A 20,542-nucleotide genomic window follows, 5' to 3' on the forward strand; every position below is an offset into this window, starting at 1 on the left:
GGGCGTCTAGACTTTTCGGAATGGGACTTCGGACAGGCCGCGGTGGTGCCCGCCTTGCATACGTGGTGATGACAGCCTCTGCAGCTGCTGCCTTTTTGGGCGGCTGCAGCGTCGGTGTTCCCGATCCGGCTGCCCCGAGCACCGCGCCTGTCACCAGCGGACCGGCCACGCCGACCATCACGCCCGGACACGACGCCGGTGCAGTAGCCGCCCGCGACATGCCCTTCTCAGCGGGGGCCACACTGGCGCACGGTGTTCCCGTCGGGCTGTCCGAGGACCTGGCCGAAGCGCCGGAGTGGAAACAGGTGGTCCGTAGCGCCGGCGGCGCAAGCCGCTATCAAAAGTCGGATGGCTGCCGGGTGGCGGCCGAGGTGCGCCAGAACCAGTGGCCCCTGGTGGCGGCTGATGACAGGGAGTCGACTGCCGCACTGTTTGCCTATCTGGACCCCACCATCCTGCCCGCCTACCTGAAGCCGGCGTCGCTGCGCTGGGGCGGGGAACGGGGCAAACCCGGACCGTCCGTTGATGTACTGGTCCTGGAACGCGCTGCCAAACCAACAGGTCAGAAAGCGGGCAGGGCAACCGCAGTGATGGCCCGGGTTTTCGGTACGGCCGGCTCGTCCGTGTACGTGTCGGCGTCGTGCCCGACGGCGGCGGCACTCGCCGCCGCCCGGGCAGACATTTCTCAGTGGCTGACGGTGGTTCCGCCGGGCTGATGAGGTGCCGCGGCGGTGGCCAGCCGGTTGAGCGCCAGCGCACCCACGAACAGGCCGAAGTCGCGCAGGGCGACGTCGTAGAAGGCCCCGAGGATGACCAGGTTCACGATGATCCCCACGAGCCAGGCAGCCACTACCAGCGAACCAATCCGCGGCCGGAGGGCTACCAGGATTCCGGCAATTATCTCGATGACGCCGACGGCATACATCACCGTCTGCGCAGGCAGATGCAATGTTGCCGGAACCATCGGTGCGAGGTAGCCGGTCCAGTCGGTCAGGAGGTTGGTGAACTTGTCCAGGCCGAACAGGATGGGCGCCAGGGTAAAGACGGTGCGCAGGAGCAGGAACGCCTGGCGGGCGGGATCCGCCGCGAGCGTGTGCGTGCCCGCGGACTCTTTCAGTGCTGTGGTTTTCATGGCGAACTCCGTTCTAAAAGTAGATACATTGATTTTAGAACCGCCGCTCCTTCTTTAGCAACAGATCTTGATTTTAGAGTTACGCTGGATCTATGAGCCGACCAACCGGGAATCGCGAATCAGAGTCCGCTCTGTCATGGACCGGCCGCCTGGCCGCCCTGGCCTCGCTGGGTGACGCCGGCAGGCGGCGCCTTTTTGAGTACGTCGCCGGGCAGCCGTCGGCTGTGGGGCGGGACGACGCTGCGGCTGCGCTGGACATGCCCCGATCGACGGCGTCCTTCCACCTGGACAGGCTGGTCCGCGACGGGCTGCTCGCCGTCGAGTTCCGCAAACTCGGCGGAAAAGCCGGCCCGGGGTCGGGCCGTCCGGCGAAGCTGTACCGCCCGGCGCTGGAAGAAGTGGGCGCATCGGTTCCGGACCGGAGCTACGACCTGGCCGGCGAACTGATGGCCACCGCGATTGAATCTTCAATGACCGGCGGGGGAGGGGTGCGCGAGGCACTGACTGACGCGTCCTACGCCCGGGGCCGTTCCCTGGGCGGGAACGGGGCGTCCCTCGATGATCTGCTCGGGGACGTCGGCTATATGCCGGAACGGGACGCCGAGGGCGGAATCATCCTGATGAACTGTCCTTTCCACCGGCTCGCCGACGGCCATACGGAGGTGGTCTGTGCCATGAACGGGGCGTTTCTGAGTGGTGCCGCCGCTGCCTGCGGAGTGCCGGAGGAGAATGTGGAAGAGGACCGGACTGTCGGGCGCTGCTGTGCCAGGATCAGGCCCTGACTGCGGCTGAAACCCGGCAGGTCGGGAATCCAGCCGGCCTCCGATTTTCCGCGGCGTCTAGAATTTAAGCGTGCCTGTTTACCTGGACCATGCCGCCACCACACCCATCACCGCCGAAGCCCTGGCTGCCCTGACGCGCGAGCTGTCCCGGACCGGGAACCCCTCGTCCCTCCACGGCTCCGGCCGCCGGGCGAGGCGCTCGGTGGAGGACGCAAGGGAAACCCTTGCCGCAGCGGCAGGCGCCCATCCCTCGGAGGTCATCTTCACCTCTGGCGGCACCGAAGCGGACAACCTGGCCGTCAAGGGCCTGTATTGGTCCCGGCTGGCCGAAAACCCGGGCCGGCGGCGGATCCTGTGCTCCGCCGTCGAACATCATGCCGTGCTGGACACCGTGGAGTGGCTGGAGCGCCACGAAGGGGCGGAAATCGCGTGGCTGCCCGTCAACCAGGACGGCGTGCTGGACCTCGAAGCGCTGCAGGCGGAACTGCAGCGTGCGCCCGAGTCCATTGCCCTGGTGACGGTCATGTGGGCCAACAACGAGGTGGGGAGCATCCAGCCCGTCCGCCGGGTAGTGGAGCTCGCGCACGCCGCCGGCGTACCCGTCCATTCCGACGCAGTGCAGGCGCTTGGCTCCGTCCCCGTGGACTTCCGGGCCTCCGGGCTGGATGCCATGTCCATCTCAGGCCACAAGATTGGCGGACCTGTCGGCGTGGGTGCGCTCATTCTTGGGCGGTCTGTGAAGCTCACACCGGTGCAGCACGGCGGCGGCCAGGAGCGCGACGTCCGCTCGGGGACGCTCGACACGGCATCCATAGCGGCCTTCGCCGCCGCTGCTGACTCCGCCGCGAAAAACCTCGAGGCCGAGGCAGCGCGGATTTCCGGGCTGCGCGACCGGCTCATCGCGGGGGTCCGTGAGGCAGTTCCGGCCGCGGTGTTGCGCGGTCCGGAGGGCGACGGGCGGCTGCCCGGCAACGCCCACTTCACGTTCCCTGGCTGCGAGGGTGATTCCCTGCTGTTCCTCCTGGACCTCGCCGGCGTCGAATCATCCACCGGCTCCGCCTGCACGGCGGGTGTCCCGCGTCCGTCGCACGTCCTCCTTGCCATGGGCCTGGATGAGGAGACCGCGCGCGGCGCACAGCGTTTCACCCTGGGGCATCCGTCGACGGATGCGGACGTGGACGCACTCCTGGCGGCCCTGCCCGGCGCATATGCCCGGGCGCGCCAGGCAGGAATGGCCGGGCATGAATCCTCCATTCAGACGGCCGCCACTGTTGCCCGTCAGGGTTCCGGCATCAGCTGATTCCGTATCAGCTGGCCTCCGGCATCAGCTGATCAAGTGGAACAGCCTCGTCGGCCAGGCGCCCCGCAGGAGCCTCGGCCCGGGCGGAGATGAGCGCCTTGATGGTCTTCTGGGCGCCCGGTTTGACGGACCTCGGCCAGTTGACGCTCATGCCGGCCACGACGCGCCCGTCCTGCTGCCAGAACGCGACGAACTCCTTGCTGTCGAGCGAGCCGCGGATGACCGGAGCCGACTTTGCTGCGAGGGACGGGAAGCCCGAGTACTCCATGCTGACATCGAACTGGTCGGTGTAGAAATACGGGACCATATCCAGGGCAGCGTCCTGGCCGAGCATGGCCTTGGCCGCCACCTTGCCCCCGTTGAGCGCATTGGACCAGTGTTCGCTGCGGTGGTGCTCGCCCGTGAACGGATGCAGGGCATTGGCAGCGTCGCCGGCGGCAAAAATATCCGGGGCGCTGGTGCGCAGCGAAGCGTCGGTGAGGATGCCGTTGCGGACCTCGAGCCCGGCCGCGGTGGCAAGTGCCGTTTCCGGAACCACACCCACGGCGATGATCACAATGTCCGCGGGCAGGAGCTCGCCGGCGTCGGTCACCACGCCGGTCACCTTTCCGTCTTGCCCGGTGATCTCCCTGGCTGAAGCGGGAAGCCGGAAGCGGACTCCGTTGTCCTCGTGCAGCCTGCGGAAGAAGCTGCCAAGCTCCGGGCCGATCGCTGCCGCGAGCGGGATGTCCTCAAGCCCGAGCAGTGTGACCCGGTTGCCGTAGGTGCTTGCGGCCGCGGCCAGCTCCATCCCGATCCAGCCCGAGCCGATGAGCACAACGTGCCGGCCGCCGGATGCCAGCTGTTCCCGCAGGCGACGACTGTCATCGAGTGTGCGGAAGGTGCTGACGCCGTCCAGATCCACGCCGCTCAATGGCAGCGTCCTTGGCGTTGCGCCAGGCGCCAGCAGCAGTGCCCCATAACCCTGGACTGTCCCATCTGCGAAGCGGACGCTGTGTGCCCCAGGATCAACCGCTGCAACCGGGTTGTCCAGCAGGAGGCTGACATTGTTGTCGGCGTACCAGCTCTCCGGCACGACCTCGACGGCGTCCTCCCCGGCTTTGCCGAGCAGGTATTCCTTGGACAGCGGCGGCCGGAGATAGGGAGGGTGCGGTTCGGTGCCCGCGATGGTGATGTTCCCGGCATACCCTTCGGAGCGCAGGGTACGGGCCGCCGTCGCTCCGGCCAGCCCGGCACCGGCGATGACAATGCTTTCAGGGGTCATGGCGCTACTCGATTCGCCCGGGCAGGCCAGCGGCCCGCGTTCTAAAAACGGTACTCTTGACTTTAGAAGGGCGGGCGGGCACCGTCAAGGTAATTTAGGCCCTCATTCCGGTGGGCAGTAGAATAGATCGGCAACCGGTGTCAACAGAAAGCCATAATGCGAGTTCTAGCAGCCATGAGCGGCGGAGTTGACTCCGCCGTTGCAGCCGCCCGCGCCGTCGAGGCGGGGCACGACGTCGTCGGCGTTCACCTTGCCCTGTCAAGGATGCCGGGCACCCTGCGCACCGGCAGCAGGGGCTGCTGCACCATTGAAGATTCGCGCGATGCCTGGCGGGCCTGCGACGTTTTGGGGATTCCCTACTACGTGTGGGATTTCTCCGAGCGGTTCAAGGAGGATGTGGTCCAGGACTTCATCGACGAGTACGCCGCCGGCCGCACCCCCAACCCCTGCATGCGCTGCAACGAGCGCATCAAGTTTGCCGCCCTGCTCGAAAAGGCGATCGCCCTCGGGTTCGATGCCGTCTGCACCGGCCACTACGCCAAGGTCATCGAGGACTCCGATGGAAACCGCGAGCTGCACCGCGCCGCCGACTGGGCCAAGGACCAGAGCTACGTCCTGGGCGTACTCACCCACGAGCAGCTGAAGCATTCCATGTTCCCGCTTGCGGACACCCCGTCCAAGGCGGAGGTGCGGGCGGAAGCCGAACGGCGCGGGCTGTCCGTGGCCAACAAGCCGGACAGCCATGACATCTGCTTCATCCCGGACGGTGACACCGCCGGATGGCTCGCGGAAAAGATCGACATGGCCACGGGCGACATCGTGGATGAGACCGGCGCCAAGGTGGGCGAACACGGCGGAGCGAACGCGTTCACCGTCGGGCAGCGGCGCGGGCTGAAGCTTGGCCGGCCGGCGGCCGACGGCAAGCCGCGGTTCGTGCTGGAGATCCGGCCGAAGGAAAACAAGGTGGTGGTGGGGCCCGAGGCCCTGCTGGCCATCGACGAGATCCGCGGCATCAAGGTTTCCTGGGCCGGCCTGCCCATCGATGAGGTCGGCTCCGGCGCCGACTTTGACTGCCACGCGCAGGTTCGCGCGCACGGTGACCCCGTACCTGCCATTGCGCGGATGGAGCGTATTGCCGACGACGCCGGGATTGAGCGGGACAGCCTTGTGGTGACCCTGACGGACCCCCTGCGCGGTGTTTCACCCGGCCAGACCGTGGTGCTCTACCAGGGCAGCAGGGTCCTCGGCCAGGCGACCATCGACGCTGCGCGGTCCCTTCAGCGGGCACAACTTTGACCGTGCTCCGGTTTCCGGAGTGAGAGCGGCCGGCGGATTGTTCCGCCGGCCGTTTTTTGTTGCCATATCCCGGTTTCCGACCGTTCGGTCAGCGGAGGACAAGTCCTTCTGGTAAATTTTGTGTCTCAACTCACACGATGCAATGTTTCACCGGGCAACCTTCTGGTTGAATCAGAGGCATCAGCGGGCTGCCCGCACACGAGTCAGATCGGGCACCCCGCGCGTACTCACCGAACAGAAAGTTCACAGATGGCAAAGAATCAGAGGGCCTTGCGGAGCGCTATCGCGCTGGCAGGCGTTTCCGCTTTCGCACTCACAGCCTGCACCGGCCCGTCCGGAGGCGGGGGCAACTCCACCGGCGGCGCCGGCGGAGGCACCATCACGTACGGAACCACGGACAAAGTCGTCACCCTGGACCCTGCCGGTTCCTACGACGCCGGCTCGTTCATGGTGATGAACCAGATCTATCCCTTCCTCATGAACGCCAAGCCGGGCAGCGCCGACGCCGTCCCGGACATCGCCGAATCGGCGTCGTTCACCACCCCCACTGAGTACACCGTCAAGCTCAAGCCGGGACTCAAGTTCGCCAACGGCCACGCGCTGACCTCCTCCGACGTCAAGTTCTCTATCGACCGCGTGGTCAAGATCGCCGACCCCAACGGCCCGGCCGCCCTGCTGTCGAACCTGAAGTCCGTGGCGGCCAAGGACGACTCAACCGTGGTCTTCACCCTCAAGGCAGGCAACGACCAGGTCTTCCCCGGCGTTCTGGCCGCCAACTCCGGACCGATCGTCGACGAAGAGGTCTTCCCGGCGGACAAGGTCCTGAGCGACGACGAGATCGTCAAGGGCAAGCCTTTTGCCGGGCCGTACACCATCGAGAGCTACAAGAAGAATGAGCTCGTCAGCCTCAAGGCCAACCCTGACTACCAGGGACTCCTGGGCAAGCCAGCCAACGACGGCGCCAACATCAAGTACTACGCCGACTCCAACAACCTCAAGCTGGATGTCCAGCAGGGCAACATCGACGTCGCCGGCCGCAGCCTGACGGCCACCGACGCCGCCGACCTTGAAAAGGACTCGAAGGTCAAGGTGCACAAGGGGCCCGGTGGCGAACTTCGCTACATCGTCTTCAACTTTGACACCATGCCGTTCGGTGCCAAGACGGCCGACGCCGATGCCAAGAAGGCGCTCGCCGTACGCCAGGCGATGGCGGACATCGTGGACCGCGAGGCCATCGCCACCCAGGTCTACAAGGGCACCTACCTGCCCGCCTACTCCGTTGTTCCGGACGGTTTCAACGGCGCCATCCAGCCGCTCAAGGAAATGTACGGCGACGGCAATGGCAAGCCCAGCCTGGACAAGGCAAAGAAGGCCTTCGCTGACGCCGGCATCACCGGCACCGTCAACATCAAGCTGCAGTACAACCCCGACCACTACGGCAAGTCCTCGGGCGACGAGTACGCCATGATCAAGGAACAGCTGGAAAAGTCAGGCCTGTTCAAGGTGGACCTCCAGTCCACCGAATGGGTCACCTATTCCAAGGCACGGACGGCCGATGCCTACCCCGTCTACCAGCTCGGCTGGTTCCCGGACTATTCGGACGCCGACAACTACCTCACGCCGTTCTTCGTCCCGGGCAACTTCCTGAAGAACCACTACGAGAACTCCGCCGTCACTGACCTGGTAACCAAGCAGCTCACCACTGTGGACAAGGGCGAACGCGACAAGGTGCTGGGCGACGCCCAGACCGCTGTCGCCAAGGACCTCTCCACCCTGCCGCTGCTGCAGGGCGCGCAGCTCATGGTTGCGGGGGCAGACGTCAAGGGCGTGGACCAGACCCTCGACGCTTCGTTCAAGACCCGCCTCGGAGTGATCTCGAAGTAGGGCCCCACCCCATCAGGTCCTGACCAGCCAAGGAGGCGGGACGCCTTCCGGGCGTCCCGCCTTCCTGCTGGCCAGTGAACAGCCGATTCCGGGTCCCGCGAAGGACCAGGAAACACAGAATCAGGCAGTAATGACAACTCTCATAGAGGCGCCGCCAAGCGACGCCGACGGCCTTTTGCCGACAAAGAAAAAGAAGTCCGGCGGGGGACTGGGCCAATACCTCCTGATCAGGTTCCTCCTGATCTTTCCCACAATCTTCATCCTGGTCACCATGGTGTTCTTCCTCATGAGGATCACCGGCGATCCCATCACGGCCGCCCTGGGCGGCCGGCTGCCCCCGGACCAGCTGCAGGAACGGATCCATGCCGCCGGCTATGACCGTCCCCTTCCGGTGCAGTACTTCGAATACCTGGGCCAGCTCGTCACGGGCAATTTCGGCACCACGCTGTCCGACAACCGCAAAGTCACGGAGATGCTGACCACCTACGGCTCGGCCACCCTCGAACTGACCATCAATGCGCTGATCGTCGCCCTGCTGGTCGGCATTCCGTTCGGGATGATCGCCGCACACCGGCGTGACCACCTTCCCGACGCCGTGCTGCGCGTCTTTGCCATCCTCTGCTACGCCACCCCCGTGTTCTTTGCAGGCATGCTGCTCAAGCTGACCTTCGCCGTATGGCTCGGCTGGCTGCCGGTGGCAGGCCGGGCCAAGACCTCCAGCGAACTTGCCCTCACCGGTCTGCAGGCACCAACAGGGATCTACTGGCTCGATGCGCTCAGAAGCGGCAACATGGCCGCTTTAGGCGACGTGATGGCGCATGCCGTCCTGCCCGCCCTTGCCCTGGGCCTGCTGACGGCCGGCATCTTCCTGCGGCTGGTGCGCACCAACGTCATCGGCACCCTGGGCCGGGACTACATCGAGGCCGGACGCTCGCGGGGCGTCAGCGAATTCCGGCTGGTCACCAAGCACGCCTACAAGCCGGCCCTGATCCCGATCATCACCGTGATGGGCCTGCAGATCGCCGTCATGCTGGGCGGCGCCGTGCTCACCGAGACCACCTTCGAGTGGAAAGGGCTGGGCTTCCAGCTGGCCAACTACCTGACGGCCCGCGACTTCGTGGCGGTCCAGGGCATCGTGGTGCTCCTCGCCGTGATCGTCGCCGTCACCAACTTCATCGTGGACATCGTGGCCGCGCTGATCGATCCCCGTGTGAGGTACTGACATGAGCACCACCACTCCACTGGAAGCCACGGCAGACCGCAGGGCGCCGCTGTTCAAGCGGCTGCCCGTTATCTCGCACTTCAACAAGAGCGTCGGACTCCAGCGGGGGATGCTCGTCGTCGGCCTCGTCCTGACCGGCGTCTTCCTCCTGACCGCCATCTTCGCGCCGCTCCTTGCCCCCTACGGATTCGCGCAGCTCTCCGATGCAGACGGCAGCTTCCCCACGCAGCAGCCTCCCGGCGGAAAGCATCCGCTGGGCACCACGGTGGGCGGCTACGATGTCCTGTCCCGGGTCATCTGGGGCTCCCAGACCGCCATCCTGGTGATCGTGGTGGCCGTCGTCCTGTCCATCTTCGCCGGTGTCATCCTCGGCCTGGTGAGCGGATACATCGGCGGCTGGCTCGACCGCATCCTCGTGGTGGTGGCAGACGCCATCTACGCGTTCCCGTCCCTGCTGGTGGCCATCGTCATGGCCATCGTCATCAGCGGCGGCGAGTCCAGCCTCTTCGGCGGCGTGCTCGCCGCGGCGATCTCCATCACCGTGGTGTTCATTCCGCAGTACTTCCGGGTCATCAGGGCGGAGACCATCAGGCTCAAGGCGGAACCCTTCGTCGAATCGGCGAAGGTGGTGGGCGCCTCAAGCGTCCGCATCATGGGCAGGCATATCTACCGCAATGCCACCCGCACCCTGCCGCTGATTTTCACCCTGAATGCGTCCGAGGCAATCCTGACCCTGGCGGGCCTGGGCTTCCTGGGATTCGGCATCGAACCCTCGTCCGCCGCCGAATGGGGTTTCGACCTCAACAAGGCACTCGCGGACACCACGTCCGGCATCTGGTGGACCGGCGTGTTCCCGGGCCTTGCCATCGTCTGGACGGTCCTTGGCCTCACGCTGGTGGGGGAGAGCATCAACGACCTCAACGATCCCCGTCTCCGCGGCCGCAAGCGCGCGGGCAACAAGGGCGGACCCGACATGACCGCGGCGGCCCAGGCGGCCATTTCAGCAGATGTGAGAAGTTCATGACCATCAACATCGGATCTGTTTCAGACCGGCACGCGGCCGGCACCGGACCCGTGCTGGACATCGACCACCTCAAGGTCACGTTCGCCACCGACGCCGGTGACGTGCACGCCGTCAAGGACGTGAGCCTTGAAGTGAAGACCGGGGAGGTGCTCGCCATTGTCGGCGAGTCCGGCTCCGGCAAGACCGTGACGGCCAAGACCATCCTGGGCCTGCTGCCGGAAACTGCCATCAGCTCCGGCGCGGTGCTGATCAACGGCAACAACGTCATCAGCGTCAGCCCCGGGAAGCTGCGCCAGATCCGGGGACGGGATGTGGCCATGGTCTTCCAGGAACCGTCCACGGCACTGAACCCCGTGTTCACCGTCGGCTGGCAGATCGCTGAAGGGATCCTCGCCCACGCAGGCCGGGGTGGCGGCAAGCGGGTCACGGCGAAGGAGGCGAAGGCCAAGGCCATCGAAGCCCTGCGCAAAGTGGGCATCCCGGACCCCGAAACCCGCGTCAACTACTACCCCCATCAGTTCTCCGGCGGCCAGAAACAGCGCGTGGTCATCGCCGCCGCGCTTGCCCTGAACCCGGGGCTGATCGTGGCTGACGAACCCACCACGGCCCTGGACGTCACCGTGCAGGCGGAGATCCTGGAGCTCCTGCGGGACCTGAGGGACAAGTACGGGACGTCCATTGTGCTGATCACGCACAACATGGGAGTGGTCGCCGACCTCGCGGACCGCGTCGTGGTGATGTACCGCGGCGACGTCGTCGAGGAGGCCTCGGCGAAGTCCCTCTTCGCCGAGCCGCGGCAGGACTACACCCGGAAGCTGCTGGCCGCCGTCCCGCACCTTGGCCGGCATTCGGCGTCGGAAGGGATGACGGAACGGGCGCACCAGGGCGGCAAGGTCCTCGTGGAGGCGAAGGGCCTCACCATCGAATATCCCGGACGGCTGGGCAGCCCCGCCTTCAAGGCGGTAGACGGCGTCAGCTTCACGGTATCCGAGGGCGAAGTGTTCGGGCTCGTCGGCGAATCGGGGTCGGGCAAGACGACCATCGGCCGGGCCATCGCCGGCCTCAACCGGACCACCGGCGGAAGCCTGAACGTGCTGGGCTACGAGATGCTGAACTTCAAGGAACGGAGCTTCAAGCCGCTCCGGAAGGAGATCGGGTTCGTCTTCCAGGACCCGGCGGCGTCCTTCAACCCGCAGCTGACCATCGGCGACTGCGTCGCCGAACCGCTGGTCATCCACACCAACCCGTCACCGGCACAGGCGCGCAAACGCGTCGGTGAACTGCTGGAGTCAGTCCAGCTGCCGGCGTCGTACGCTGACCGTTTCCCGCATGAGCTCAGCGGCGGGCAGCGCCAGCGCGCATCCCTGGCGCGGGCGCTGATCCTGAACCCGAAACTGCTCATCGCCGATGAGCCGACGTCGGCGCTGGACGTTTCGGTGCAGGCGAAAGTCCTGGAGCTCTTCCGGGAAATCCAGCAGGAGTTCGGGTTCGCAGCGCTGTTCATCAGCCACGACCTCGCGGTGGTGGACATGCTGTCGCACTGGGTCGGGGTGCTGTACAAAGGCAAACTCGTTGAGCAGGGGATTGGCCACCACGTCATGGGTGCTCCGCAGCATGACTACACGAAGCGGCTGATCGCGTCCCTGCCCGTCCCGGATCCCGCCGAGCAGGCCAAGCGCCGGGAGGACCACCGCACCCTGCTGGGTATCTAGGATGCCGGCAGGCCCGTATCCCACCTTTCGCCAAGGTCGGGGTACGGGCCTGCTGCTCTATTCAGAGACCACCTTGATGTTGAACACGCTGTTCCCCTGCTTCAGGAAAATGCGCAACCACATCGGCAGCCACATCTCCAGGCCCCGCGCCGCCTCAAGCGGACCCAGGTCCCTGATGTGCTCGGGCCGCCAGCCGAATTCGCGCAGGAGCCCGGCCGCCACTTCTTTGGCAGCGGCGTCGTCCCCGGCCATGAACACGTCATGGTCCCCGCCAGCCAGCTTTTCCGGCGCCACCATGACATCGGCGCGCATGGTGTTCAGTGCCTTAACGACGCGGGCCGTGGGAAACGCCCGTTGGATGGTTTCGGCCAGGCTGTCGGTGTTCGAGATGGAGAGCGACGGCGGGAAGCCGGCCGAATGGTCCAGCGGATTGGCCACGTCGATCAGCACCTTGCCGGCGAGGTTCTTCGTGCTGGCCGCGGCCAGCACTTCGAGCGAAACAGTGCCGGGCGTCGCATTGATGACCACCTCGGCCTCCGCCGCGGCGTCGAAGAAGGTCGCGGCCTTGGCCCGCGGCCCCGCTTCCGCTGCCCACCCTACGGCAGCCTCGTTGGTTGCGCTCCGCGACCCGAGAACGACGTCGTGGCCGGACTCCACGAGTTTTCCCGCCAGGGTCCTGCCCACCACTCCCGTACCAAGAACTGCGATCCTCATGTGCATCCTCCATCATCGGTATGTGCGAACACCTACATTCTCTGCCAGCATCCTTAACACGGGCAGAGAGTCCTGCGGTGCCCATAGACTGGAACCATGACCGAGCGAAACCATGATCTGCCTGACACCGACTCCTACAATCCCGCCGCCAGCTCCCTGGCCGGGCACGTGGATCCTGCGGTAATGGCGGAGCTGCTGTCAATCCGGTCCAGCATCGACAACATCGATGCAACCCTCGTATACCTCTTGGCCGAGCGGTTCAAAGCGACGCAGAAAGTGGGCTTCCTCAAGGCTGCCCACCGCCTTCCGGCCGGGGATCCCGGACGCGAAACCGCCCAGATAGCCCGGCTCCGCCGCCTTGCCGAGGACGCGCAGCTGGACCCGGCGTTTGCGGAGAAGTTCCTGAACTTCATCATCGGCGAGGTGATCCGGCACCACGAGGCCATCGCCGAGGACCACAATGCCGCCGGCGGAACTTCCAACGGTACGGCCACCCCAACAGCTCCGCTGACCGCCTAAGCCGTGCCGGACGCAGACATCCAGCTGCCGGCCCAGGTAACGGCCACTGCACTGGGACCGTGGCCAGGCCAGGATCCGGTGGAGGCCACCCGCATCATCCGCGGTGAGCTCGGCAGCCCGCACCTGCCCTTTCTGGCCGAGCTGCCCGACCGTGGCGTCGGGGCTGACGCCATCGGCCGCACCGCCTCGCTCCTGGTCGACCTGGCCGTGGATGTCCAGCCGCACGGCTGGCGGATCGTTGACCGGCCCGGTCGCGACCTGGTGCGGGCAAGGTCCGCACTGTCCACGGACATCAGCGTGGTGGCTGATGTCGCGGGCGAAGAGGACAGCGCCGCTGACGAATTCAAGGTCCAGCTGCGGGGCCCCCTGAGCCTGGCAGCTGGACTTCACCTCCACAACGGCGAGCGGGCGCTGATCGACTATGGCGCCCGCCGCGATATCGCTGCCTCGCTCGCGGCCGGGGTGGGCGCGCACCTGGCCAAGGTATCCGCCGCCGTTCCCGGGGCCAGGCTCGTGGTGCAGCTCGACGAACCGGACATCGCTTCCGTCCTCGCCGGCACCATTCCCACCTCCAGCGGCTACCGGACCCTGCGCTCCGTCGCCGGACAGGAAGTCACGGAGCTCTGGCGCGTGGTGATTGACGCCCTCCGCGAGGCCGGCGCCGCCGAAATCGCCATTGCCGTACCGGAAATCGAGGCCCCGTTCGAAAGGATCCTGTCCGCAGGCGCGGACGCCATCGCCGTTCCATTACGGGCCCTGACCACCCGGCAGTGGGAACAACTCGCGGAGGCGGTCGAAGCCGGCAAGAGGTTCTGGGCCGGAGCCCTGCAGGCTGGCGGGCCGGGCGGCGTGCCAAAGGCATCCGCGGTTGTGGAGTCTGTCCGGCGCCCGTGGCAGCAGCTCGGCCTGCCGCTGGCGGCGCTCGGCACGGTGCGGGTCACACCGTCGGGCGGCCTTGAAGGGCAGTCACCTGCCGAGGCAACGGAGGTCCTCACCCGCCTCACCCAGGTTGCCGACGGGCTGAACCAGGTCGCGCTGGGTTAAGCCGGCTGGCACTGCCTTACCTTCGTCGTTCCCAGCGGTCGGGCCTGGCATGCGCCGGAAGGAAGCCCGCCGAATAACTTCCGGCCGGATAGGGTTCCAGCCGGTAGTCGAAGTGGCCCGCATAAACCAGGACGAGGCCGAGCTGCGGCTGGATCACCTTCACCTGGATCCTGTGACGCCCGTTTTCCCCCGCGGCCGGGTCCCACCACTGCTCCGCGTAGGCTTTAGCGTCAAGGGCCGCTGGCAGCGGCAACCGGAGCGGGCCGAGGAACAGCCGGGATACTTCGGAGACGCCCCGCAGCCGGCCCTCGGACGTCACATCGAGGTTGAGGTCCGTGACCAGCCGGCGGTGGCGGCCCACGTAGTCCACGAGGCGGGCACGGGTGCCGGCGGCGCCCTCTTCCACACTGGTGGTGTCCTGAAAGATCCTGGTCCTGCCGGGGAAGAAGATCTCCCGCCGGGCAGTCAGGCTGGAGCGGCCGAACGGATCGAGATGCGCGTGGTTTTCGATCCGGAACGGGACGCCTTCGCCGTATTCCGGAAAGAACGCCTGCTCGCCTGCGGTCAGCCGCAGCATCGGCCGCAGCCACCGCTGCTTGCAGCCCACCACATCGAAAACGCCCTCGCCCACACCAAAGGTGCCGGATCCCGGGGCAAGCGAAAAGTACTCCTGAAGTTCCGGCTGCAGCCGGAAGAAGCCAGCACCCAGCGCCTGGCGGTAGATCGGGGCATTCATGGCGGCTCCTGACGTCTGGTCTGGTGATTCGGTCTCGCGACGGGAACTCACAGCCGTCCCGCCGCCTTGAGCCGTATATAGGCGTCGGCCAACGCAGGCGGCAGCTGGTGCGGTTCGGCGTCCACTACTTCGACGCCGAGCTGGCGGATCTGGACACTCACGGCTTCCCGCTCGAGGAGGGCGCGTTCGGCGGCCGCCGCACGGAACACCTGGGCCGCCGTCGTCCTGTCCTGGAGCATCTCGCCAAGCAGGGGGTCGCGGACCGACGCCACCACCACCACGTGCTGCTGGGCGAGGCGCGCCGCCATGGGAATGAGCCCTTCCTCCGGGGCGCCGCTGTCCAGCGAGGTCAGCAGGACCACGAGGGAACGGTGCGCCGATACCGCACGGACCTGGGCCGGCACCTGTGCCCAGTCCAGCTCGATGAGTTCCGCCTGCAGCGGCGCCACAGCCTGCACCAGCTGACCCAGCAGGTTGCCGCCCGCCGTGGTGCCTGCCCGGGCGCGCATCCTGCGGTCGAAGGCAAAGAAATCGACGCGGTCACCGCCGCGTTCGGCCAGGACGCCCAGCAGCAGTGCGGCCTCGATGCCCGTGTCGAGCCGGGGTTCGTCGTCCACGCGCGCAGCGGCGGTGCGGGATGTGTCCAGCATGATCACCACGCGGCGGTCGCGCTCCGGCCGCCAGGTGCGCACGACGACGGCGGACCGTCTCGCTGTCGCGCGCCAGTCGATGGAACGGACATCATCGCCGCGGACGTAGTCGCGCAGGGAGTCGAACTCTGTTCCGGCGCCGCGGATCTGCACTGCCGCCTTGCCGTCGAGCTCCCGCAACCGGCGCAGTTTTGACGGCAGGTGCCGCCGGGAGTTGAAAGGCGGCAATACCCGCAGCGATCCGGGAGCGTGCACCGTTTTCTGGCGGGCGGCCAGCCGGAGTGGCCCGAAGGAGCGGACGGTGATGTGGGGCGCCCTGAGGTCACCCCGCCGGACAGGCCTGAGCCTGACGCTCAGGCGGCGTCTTTCACCGGCCGGAACTTCTGCCGCCTGGACCGGGTTTGCCGCCCCGGCGGAAGGCTGCCAGGCGTCACGCACCACGGCCCTGAGCCTGCGCTTGCCGGTGTTGTGCACCGTCAGCACGGAATCCGCCGTGCCGCCAAGGGTAACGTTGGCGGGCGCTGACCTTTCCACCGAGACCTGCTGCAGTTCCGCAGCCAGCAGAACGTCCAGCAGGATCAGGGCGCCAAGGACCAGAAGCACGGCGAGCACGGTCAGCCAGCCGGGAAAAAGCAGCACCGGCGCCAGCCCGGCCGCCGCCAGGAGTACCAGCCGTCCGGAAATCGCCACGGGATCAGCGGGGGACCGGCACGGAAGCCAGGATGCTGCCCAGGACGTCGTCCACCTGTACTCCGTCCATCAGGGCTTCGGGCCGGAGCGCCACTCGGTGCCGCAGGCACGGCTGGGCCAGCGCCTTGACGTCATCCGGGGTGACAAAGTTCCGGCCGGACAGCCAGGCCCAGGCCCGCGAGGTGTTCAGCAGCGCGGTTGCGCCGCGCGGGGAGACGCCAAGCTGGAAAGACGGGGCGGCGCGCGTGGCCCGGACCACGTCCACGATGTAGCCCAGCACCTCGGGCGACACTCCGACGGCGGCAACTGCCCGCCGTGCCCGTTCAAGTTCGTCGGCGCCCGCCACGGGGCGGATGCCGGCCGCGGCGAGGTCGCGGGGATCGAAGCCGGCGGCATGCCTGCGGACCACCTCGATTTCGGCGGCGCGGTCCGGCAGGGGCATGGTCAGCTTGAGGAGGAAGCGGTCCAGCTGGGCCTCGGGCAGCGGATAGGTGCCCTCGTACTCCACAGGGTTTTGCGTGGCCGCCACGATGAACGGCACCGGCAGCCGGCGCGAGACGCCATCAACGGACACCTGGCGTTCCTCCATGGCTTCCAGCAGTGAGGCCTGGGTCTTGGGCGGCGTCCTGTTGATTTCATCCGCCAGGAGCATGTTGGTGAAGACGGGGCCTTCGCGGAAGCTGAACTCCGATTTGGCGGCGTCGTACACCAGGGACCCCGTGACGTCTCCGGGCATGAGGTCCGGCGTGAACTGCACGCGTTTGGTGTCCAGGCTCAGGGCAGCGGACAGGGCGCGGACCAGCAGCGTCTTTGCCACGCCCGGCACGCCTTCCAGCAGCACATGTCCGCGGGACAGCAAGGCGATCAGCATGCCGGTCACCGTGGAATCCTGGCCCACAACTGCCTTGGCCACCTCATGCCGGACGTCCAGCAGCGCCTGCCGGACAGGATCCGGCGCGTGCGGATCGGCCATGGTGCCCACCGGCGCCTCGCCGTAGGTGCCGTGCTCGTGGCCGTTTGGCTGCTGGCTCATCTGGACTTTACCTCTTTCTCTAGTCGGACAAGGTCCTGGGCCCAGCGGACAAGCTGGGCCTCGGTTGCGGGACGGTGTTGCAGGATCTGCTGTATTTCCGCGGCGCTGCGGTCCAGATGCCGGGCTGCGGCGGCCGCCACTTCAGAGCCGGCCACGTCGGTAAACCCGGCTGCGGTGCCCACCCGCAGGGCCGAGGCAAGCCGGACGACGGTGCCGGCACGGAGTGTGTCCGCCGCCCGGGCAACGTCGTGGGCCTCGTGGTACAGGCGGGCCCTGCCCTCTGCCGTTTCCGCGGACTTCACCACCACCGGCAAGGGTTCGAAGACCAGCGGGCCCAGGCGGCGTCCGCGCCACAGCACGGCAAACAGGGCCACCACAATGAGCCAGGGGGCCACGAACGCCGACCACGCCGGTGCAAGTTCGGCCAGGGTCTTCGGTGCCGGGTTGCCTCCAAGGTCCCCGGGACCCGGCAGGTACCAGACGAGGTGTCCCTGGCTGCCCAGGGTCCGCAGGGTGAGTGCGGCGTTGCCGTTGGCGGCAAGGAACTGGTTGCTGATCATGGCCGTGCTCCCGATGACCACGAGCTTGCCGTTCTCTGCCGTGGCGTACAGGCCCCGCCCGCTACCGCCGGCGCCGTAGCACACGGTGCCCCCGGTGTAGAGGAAGCCTCCCTCGGCGCTGATGTCGCCGGCGGCCTGGGCATCGGCAACGGCGCATCCGGGCTGGAGTATCTGCTCCGCCCCGGGGACCACCCCGGCCTGGCGGATGCTGCTGCCCAGGCCGGTCAGTGTGGCCAGGCGCGGGGAGACCACCACCAGGCGGTCAGTCTCCGCGAGGAGCCGACGGAGCCGTTCGGGCGCAAGGAAGCCGCGTTGGTCGTAGACCAGGACCGTTGAGCCGGACCCGCTGCTGCCGGCCGCACGCGCCGCTGCCAGAGTTGCGTCGAACGACGCCGTCTGTGCAACAGTGACCCCTTGCGCACCAAGGATCTGGGCTGCCGCCCTGGCCCCCTGCGGACCGGGGTTGCGGACGGACAGTTCCTGGTTGTCAGCCCGTTGCGTCGACTGGAGCCCGAGGATCACTGCAAGGGCAACGGCCATGGCAACGCCGAACAGCACTCCCGCCCTGTGCCTGCGGATCCAGCCGGTTCTCCTGCGCCGGGCCGCGACAGGAACACCGGGTTCGGTGCGGGGGAGATGCGTCACCTGGGCACCGCCAGTCCGCCGGGTGCGGCCTCAGCGTAGGAAGGCGTGAGCCTTTCCAGAGTCGAGTCCAGTTCAACCATCGCGGCATAGTCGGCCGCCAGGGCGCTCCCGCTGCCGTAGCGGACAGCGTCGAAGATGCGGGAAGCGGCGTCGAGTTTGTCGCCGGCCGCGGGAAACGCGCGCGTCAGCTGTCCGGCGGCCTCGTCGGCTGTCCGGCCAGGTTGGGGGTCCAGGACGGCGCGGTCCTCGGCGGAACTCACGAATGCGCGGAACTGTTCGACGACGGCGGCCGCCCAGTCGCCGCGGGCGGCTGCTGCCTTGGCGCGCCCCCGGTAGTCGGCGGCTGTCGCGGCTGTCCCGGCGTCGAAGATCTCCTTGGGTGCGCGGCGGCGGGCATTCAGCCGGGGGCGTGCCAGGATGATGGCCACGCCTACCAGGATGGCGATGCCGAGGCCGATGAACGGCGCCACCGGAGCTCCATCGGCCGGGGACTGGCCATCAGTCACGGACTGCAGCCAGTCGAGGAACTGCTGCCAGAGGGTTTCCAGCCAGCCGGGTGCCGCCTCCCGGTACTCGTGTTTGGACAGCTCCTCCACCGCCCAGCGGCGCGCTTCGTCCCGGTCAGGCTGTACCGGCGGTTCCTGGGTTCGCTGTAGCAGACCCGGGGCGCGCTGCAGGCCCGGGAGGAGGCCGACGGCGATCATCCCGGCATCGTTGGCGGCCCAGGGGGCGGCGGCCAGCCTGCCGAATTTCCGTAAGGCCCCTGCTGGTAAGGCCCGGGCTGGCCAGGCCCCGCCTGGTATGGGCCCTGTCGATACGGGCCCTGATGGGGAGCCCAGGGCTGGGAGGGTCCGCTGTTCCGGCCCGAGCTGTAGACGGGCACACCCCGTCCCGGAATGCCGCCGTCGTCGTTCCCGGTTTCCAGCAGCCGCAGCAGAGCGATGTCCAGCCCGTCGTTGCGCATCCGCAAATCCATGTAAAGCAAGGCCATGACCGATGTCTGGAAGGCGAACGCCACTGCGCCGACGGCGGCGGACACAACCGCCGTGGCCACACCGACCACCACCTGCAGGGCGGCCGTCTGGCTGGCCGGGTCCTGGGGGCCGGCGACGGTGGTGAGCAGCCCGGAGAGCAGGGTGACCGGGATGAGGACGATCTGGCCAATGATGCCCACGAGTAGCGACACCACCAGGACGATGCCCAGGACCCGCCACCAGCTTCCCCGGGTGACGGCCCAGGAACGCAGGATGCCGTCCAGCGCTCCCAGGTCCTCGACGACGATGACCGCAGGTGCGACGGTCAGCTTGATGGATACCCAGATCATGGCTGCGACAAAGGCCAGAAACAGCGGAAGTACTATGACCAGCGACCCCGTGCCCATCGAATTCGCCAGCAGTGCGGTGGCCAGGGCGATGAGGGCCGTCGCCAGCAGCACGGCAGCCACCCCGATCCCGGCCAGGCGCACCAGTGTCCAGGCCCGGCCGCGCGCCAGCAGCCACATCTGCCGGAACCCGGTGTGCCGGTTGAGGATGGACCTGGCCACAGGGACCACCATGGCCCCCTGCATCACCACGGAGATGAACACGGACACCAGGCCAAAAAGTACGAAGCCGCCGGCCACACCCGCGACGAGGCCGGCGATCTCGGAAGTGCTGAGGTTCGCCAGCCAGGTCTCCGCGGAAGCATCGGAGGCCGGGGTGACCAGCGGAACAACGCCGGCGATCACGGCGCCCAGCGCCTGGGCCAGCAGGCCTGCCCCGAGCATCGCTTTGGGATTCCTTCGGATCGTCTGGAAGGCGCCGTCCATGATTTCGCCAAACATCAGCGGCCGCAGCGGCACCACACCGGGCTTCGGCGGGGCCGCGTACATGGGATAGGGAACGGAGTTCGGCCCTGCGGGAACGCCGGGATTCGGGCCCGTACGCCACTGGTGCGGCGGCCCGTAGGGTTGGTGGGCGCCAGGCGGAAAGGGGCCGGGCTGGTAGGGGCCCGGCTGCTGGCTGCCCCATTGCGGGGGCGCGCCCCACCGCTGCTGCTGCGGTGGAGCCCACGGCGTATGGGGCTGGCCGGTGTTCTGGTCGCTGTTTCCGGTGTTCTGGGCGGTGTTTTCGGTGGCGGGCTGCGGTGGCAGGCGGTCGGGAGGCAGTTGCCCGTATGGGAAGGGTTCCGACGGGCGGTGAACAGGCGGCCGGTGGCCAGGTGGTTCATGTCCGGACTGCGCGTGCTGCGGATCCTGCTCTGACAACCTGTTCCTCCCCAAGGTGCGCACCGGCCAACGGCCGGGCACCTCCAGACTATAGTTCCGCCGTCGGGCATCCTAGCTTCCGGGCCGGTC

Annotated in this window: 19 protein-coding genes; 10 read left to right on the plus strand and 9 right to left on the minus strand. The window is 67.4% G+C overall.

The window, feature by feature from the left end; translation table 11 throughout:
- The first annotated feature begins 20 nt into the window (after positions 1-20).
- Positions 21-716, plus strand: coding sequence for a hypothetical protein (locus AC57BR_RS22940; protein WP_496364760.1), 696 nt, complete (start codon positions 21-23; stop codon positions 714-716).
- Here the strand turns inward: AC57BR_RS22940 and AC57BR_RS22945 are convergent.
- Positions 686-1,132 carry a hypothetical protein gene (locus AC57BR_RS22945; RefSeq protein ID WP_496364762.1) on the minus strand — a complete coding sequence of 149 codons (447 nt, stop codon included), beginning with the start codon at positions 1,130-1,132 and terminating at the stop codon, positions 686-688. The genes AC57BR_RS22940 and AC57BR_RS22945 overlap by 31 nt on opposite strands.
- Positions 1,133-1,224: 92 nt before the next feature.
- Here AC57BR_RS22945 and AC57BR_RS22950 point away from each other — a divergent pair, with 92 nt between their 5' ends.
- Entirely contained in the window at positions 1,225-1,914 is a 690-nt protein-coding gene (locus AC57BR_RS22950; RefSeq protein ID WP_496364764.1) for a helix-turn-helix transcriptional regulator, read from the plus strand.
- Positions 1,915-1,984: 70 nt separating this feature from the next.
- The gene (locus tag AC57BR_RS22955; protein WP_496364766.1) at positions 1,985-3,214 is read left to right on the plus strand and encodes a cysteine desulfurase family protein; all 1,230 of its coding nucleotides are present in this window, start codon (positions 1,985-1,987) and stop codon (positions 3,212-3,214) included.
- 7 nt (positions 3,215-3,221) lie between these two features.
- On the opposite strand, the gene AC57BR_RS22960 is transcribed toward AC57BR_RS22955, so the two are convergent.
- Complete coding sequence (locus AC57BR_RS22960) at positions 3,222-4,478, minus strand: NAD(P)/FAD-dependent oxidoreductase (protein ID WP_496364768.1); 1,257 nt, start codon at positions 4,476-4,478, stop codon at positions 3,222-3,224.
- Positions 4,479-4,634: 156 nt separating this feature from the next.
- Between AC57BR_RS22960 and mnmA the strand changes: the two genes are divergently transcribed.
- From mnmA to AC57BR_RS22985, 5 genes are all read left to right on the plus strand, one after another.
- Entirely contained in the window at positions 4,635-5,774 is a 1,140-nt protein-coding gene (gene mnmA / locus AC57BR_RS22965; RefSeq protein ID WP_496364770.1) for a tRNA 2-thiouridine(34) synthase MnmA, read from the plus strand.
- A 249-nt stretch (positions 5,775-6,023) separates the two neighbouring features.
- Positions 6,024-7,658 (plus strand): ABC transporter substrate-binding protein, encoded by a 1,635-nt coding sequence (locus tag AC57BR_RS22970; protein WP_496364772.1) that lies wholly within the window; start codon positions 6,024-6,026, stop codon positions 7,656-7,658.
- 130 nt (positions 7,659-7,788) lie between these two features.
- A complete protein-coding gene (locus AC57BR_RS22975) occupies positions 7,789-8,880 on the plus strand; it encodes an ABC transporter permease (RefSeq protein WP_496364774.1) in 1,092 nt (363 codons plus the stop codon).
- Position 8,881: 1 nt separating this feature from the next.
- Positions 8,882-9,904, plus strand: coding sequence for an ABC transporter permease (locus AC57BR_RS22980; RefSeq protein ID WP_496364776.1), 1,023 nt, complete (start codon positions 8,882-8,884; stop codon positions 9,902-9,904).
- Positions 9,901-11,616: an ABC transporter ATP-binding protein gene (locus tag AC57BR_RS22985; protein WP_496364778.1), complete on the plus strand. Its 1,716-nt coding sequence runs from the start codon at positions 9,901-9,903 to the stop codon at positions 11,614-11,616. Before AC57BR_RS22980 ends, AC57BR_RS22985 begins: the two co-directional genes overlap by 4 nt.
- 57 nt (positions 11,617-11,673) lie before the next feature.
- Here AC57BR_RS22985 and AC57BR_RS22990 read toward each other — a convergent pair whose 3' ends face one another.
- Positions 11,674-12,330 (minus strand): NADPH-dependent F420 reductase, encoded by a 657-nt coding sequence (locus AC57BR_RS22990; protein ID WP_496364780.1) that lies wholly within the window; start codon positions 12,328-12,330, stop codon positions 11,674-11,676.
- Between the two features lie 96 nt (positions 12,331-12,426).
- Between AC57BR_RS22990 and AC57BR_RS22995 the strand changes: the two genes are divergently transcribed.
- Together AC57BR_RS22995 and AC57BR_RS23000 are read left to right on the plus strand one after the other, a co-directional pair.
- Positions 12,427-12,849, plus strand: coding sequence for a chorismate mutase (locus tag AC57BR_RS22995; protein ID WP_496364782.1), 423 nt, complete (start codon positions 12,427-12,429; stop codon positions 12,847-12,849).
- A gap of 3 nt (positions 12,850-12,852) precedes the next feature.
- Positions 12,853-13,893 carry a uroporphyrinogen decarboxylase/cobalamine-independent methonine synthase family protein gene (locus tag AC57BR_RS23000; RefSeq protein ID WP_496364784.1) on the plus strand — a complete coding sequence of 347 codons (1,041 nt, stop codon included), beginning with the start codon at positions 12,853-12,855 and terminating at the stop codon, positions 13,891-13,893.
- 16 nt (positions 13,894-13,909) lie between these two features.
- Here AC57BR_RS23000 and AC57BR_RS23005 read toward each other — a convergent pair whose 3' ends face one another.
- From AC57BR_RS23005 to AC57BR_RS23030, 6 genes are read right to left on the minus strand one after another with little or no spacing between them, the layout of a single operon-like run.
- Positions 13,910-14,629, minus strand: coding sequence for a DUF4166 domain-containing protein (locus tag AC57BR_RS23005; protein ID WP_496364786.1), 720 nt, complete (start codon positions 14,627-14,629; stop codon positions 13,910-13,912).
- A 47-nt stretch (positions 14,630-14,676) separates the two neighbouring features.
- Positions 14,677-15,969, minus strand: coding sequence for a DUF58 domain-containing protein (locus tag AC57BR_RS23010; RefSeq protein WP_496364788.1), 1,293 nt, complete (start codon positions 15,967-15,969; stop codon positions 14,677-14,679).
- Between the two features lie 4 nt (positions 15,970-15,973).
- Positions 15,974-16,942: an AAA family ATPase gene (locus AC57BR_RS23015; RefSeq protein WP_496365211.1), complete on the minus strand. Its 969-nt coding sequence runs from the start codon at positions 16,940-16,942 to the stop codon at positions 15,974-15,976.
- 56 nt (positions 16,943-16,998) lie between these two features.
- A complete protein-coding gene (locus tag AC57BR_RS23020) occupies positions 16,999-18,207 on the minus strand; it encodes a DUF4350 domain-containing protein (protein WP_496364790.1) in 1,209 nt (402 codons plus the stop codon).
- Positions 18,204-18,911 carry a DUF4129 domain-containing protein gene (locus tag AC57BR_RS23025; RefSeq protein WP_496364792.1) on the minus strand — a complete coding sequence of 236 codons (708 nt, stop codon included), beginning with the start codon at positions 18,909-18,911 and terminating at the stop codon, positions 18,204-18,206. Before AC57BR_RS23025 ends, AC57BR_RS23020 begins: the two co-directional genes overlap by 4 nt.
- Positions 18,908-20,452: a DUF7847 domain-containing protein gene (locus AC57BR_RS23030; protein ID WP_496364794.1), complete on the minus strand. Its 1,545-nt coding sequence runs from the start codon at positions 20,450-20,452 to the stop codon at positions 18,908-18,910. The genes AC57BR_RS23025 and AC57BR_RS23030 overlap by 4 nt, the downstream gene beginning before the upstream one ends.
- Between the last annotated feature and the right edge of the window lie 90 nt (positions 20,453-20,542).

It is taken from the genome of Arthrobacter sp. BGA-UO-ETr-C19, assembly GCF_059568005.1.

Excerpts from the sequence above, each read along its gene's own strand:
- AC57BR_RS22960 (WP_496364768.1), bottom strand. The coding sequence starts at position 4,478 with ATGACCCCTGAAAGCATTGTCATCGCCGGTGCCGGGCTGGCCGGAGCG.
- AC57BR_RS22975 (WP_496364774.1), top strand. The coding sequence starts at position 7,789 with ATGACAACTCTCATAGAGGCGCCGCCAAGCGACGCCGACGGCCTTTTG.
- mnmA (WP_496364770.1), top strand. The coding sequence starts at position 4,635 with ATGCGAGTTCTAGCAGCCATGAGCGGCGGAGTTGACTCCGCCGTTGCA.
- AC57BR_RS22940 (WP_496364760.1), top strand. The coding sequence starts at position 21 with ATGGGACTTCGGACAGGCCGCGGTGGTGCCCGCCTTGCATACGTGGTG.
- AC57BR_RS22980 (WP_496364776.1), top strand. The coding sequence starts at position 8,882 with ATGAGCACCACCACTCCACTGGAAGCCACGGCAGACCGCAGGGCGCCG.
- AC57BR_RS22970 (WP_496364772.1), top strand. The coding sequence starts at position 6,024 with ATGGCAAAGAATCAGAGGGCCTTGCGGAGCGCTATCGCGCTGGCAGGC.
- AC57BR_RS22945 (WP_496364762.1), bottom strand. The coding sequence starts at position 1,132 with ATGAAAACCACAGCACTGAAAGAGTCCGCGGGCACGCACACGCTCGCG.
- AC57BR_RS22995 (WP_496364782.1), top strand. The coding sequence starts at position 12,427 with ATGACCGAGCGAAACCATGATCTGCCTGACACCGACTCCTACAATCCC.
- AC57BR_RS23015 (WP_496365211.1), bottom strand. The coding sequence starts at position 16,942 with ATGGCCGATCCGCACGCGCCGGATCCTGTCCGGCAGGCGCTGCTGGAC.
- AC57BR_RS22985 (WP_496364778.1), top strand. The coding sequence starts at position 9,901 with ATGACCATCAACATCGGATCTGTTTCAGACCGGCACGCGGCCGGCACC.
- AC57BR_RS23025 (WP_496364792.1), bottom strand. The coding sequence starts at position 18,911 with ATGATCGCCGTCGGCCTCCTCCCGGGCCTGCAGCGCGCCCCGGGTCTG.
- AC57BR_RS22990 (WP_496364780.1), bottom strand. The coding sequence starts at position 12,330 with ATGAGGATCGCAGTTCTTGGTACGGGAGTGGTGGGCAGGACCCTGGCG.
- AC57BR_RS23005 (WP_496364786.1), bottom strand. The coding sequence starts at position 14,629 with ATGAATGCCCCGATCTACCGCCAGGCGCTGGGTGCTGGCTTCTTCCGG.
- AC57BR_RS22950 (WP_496364764.1), top strand. The coding sequence starts at position 1,225 with ATGAGCCGACCAACCGGGAATCGCGAATCAGAGTCCGCTCTGTCATGG.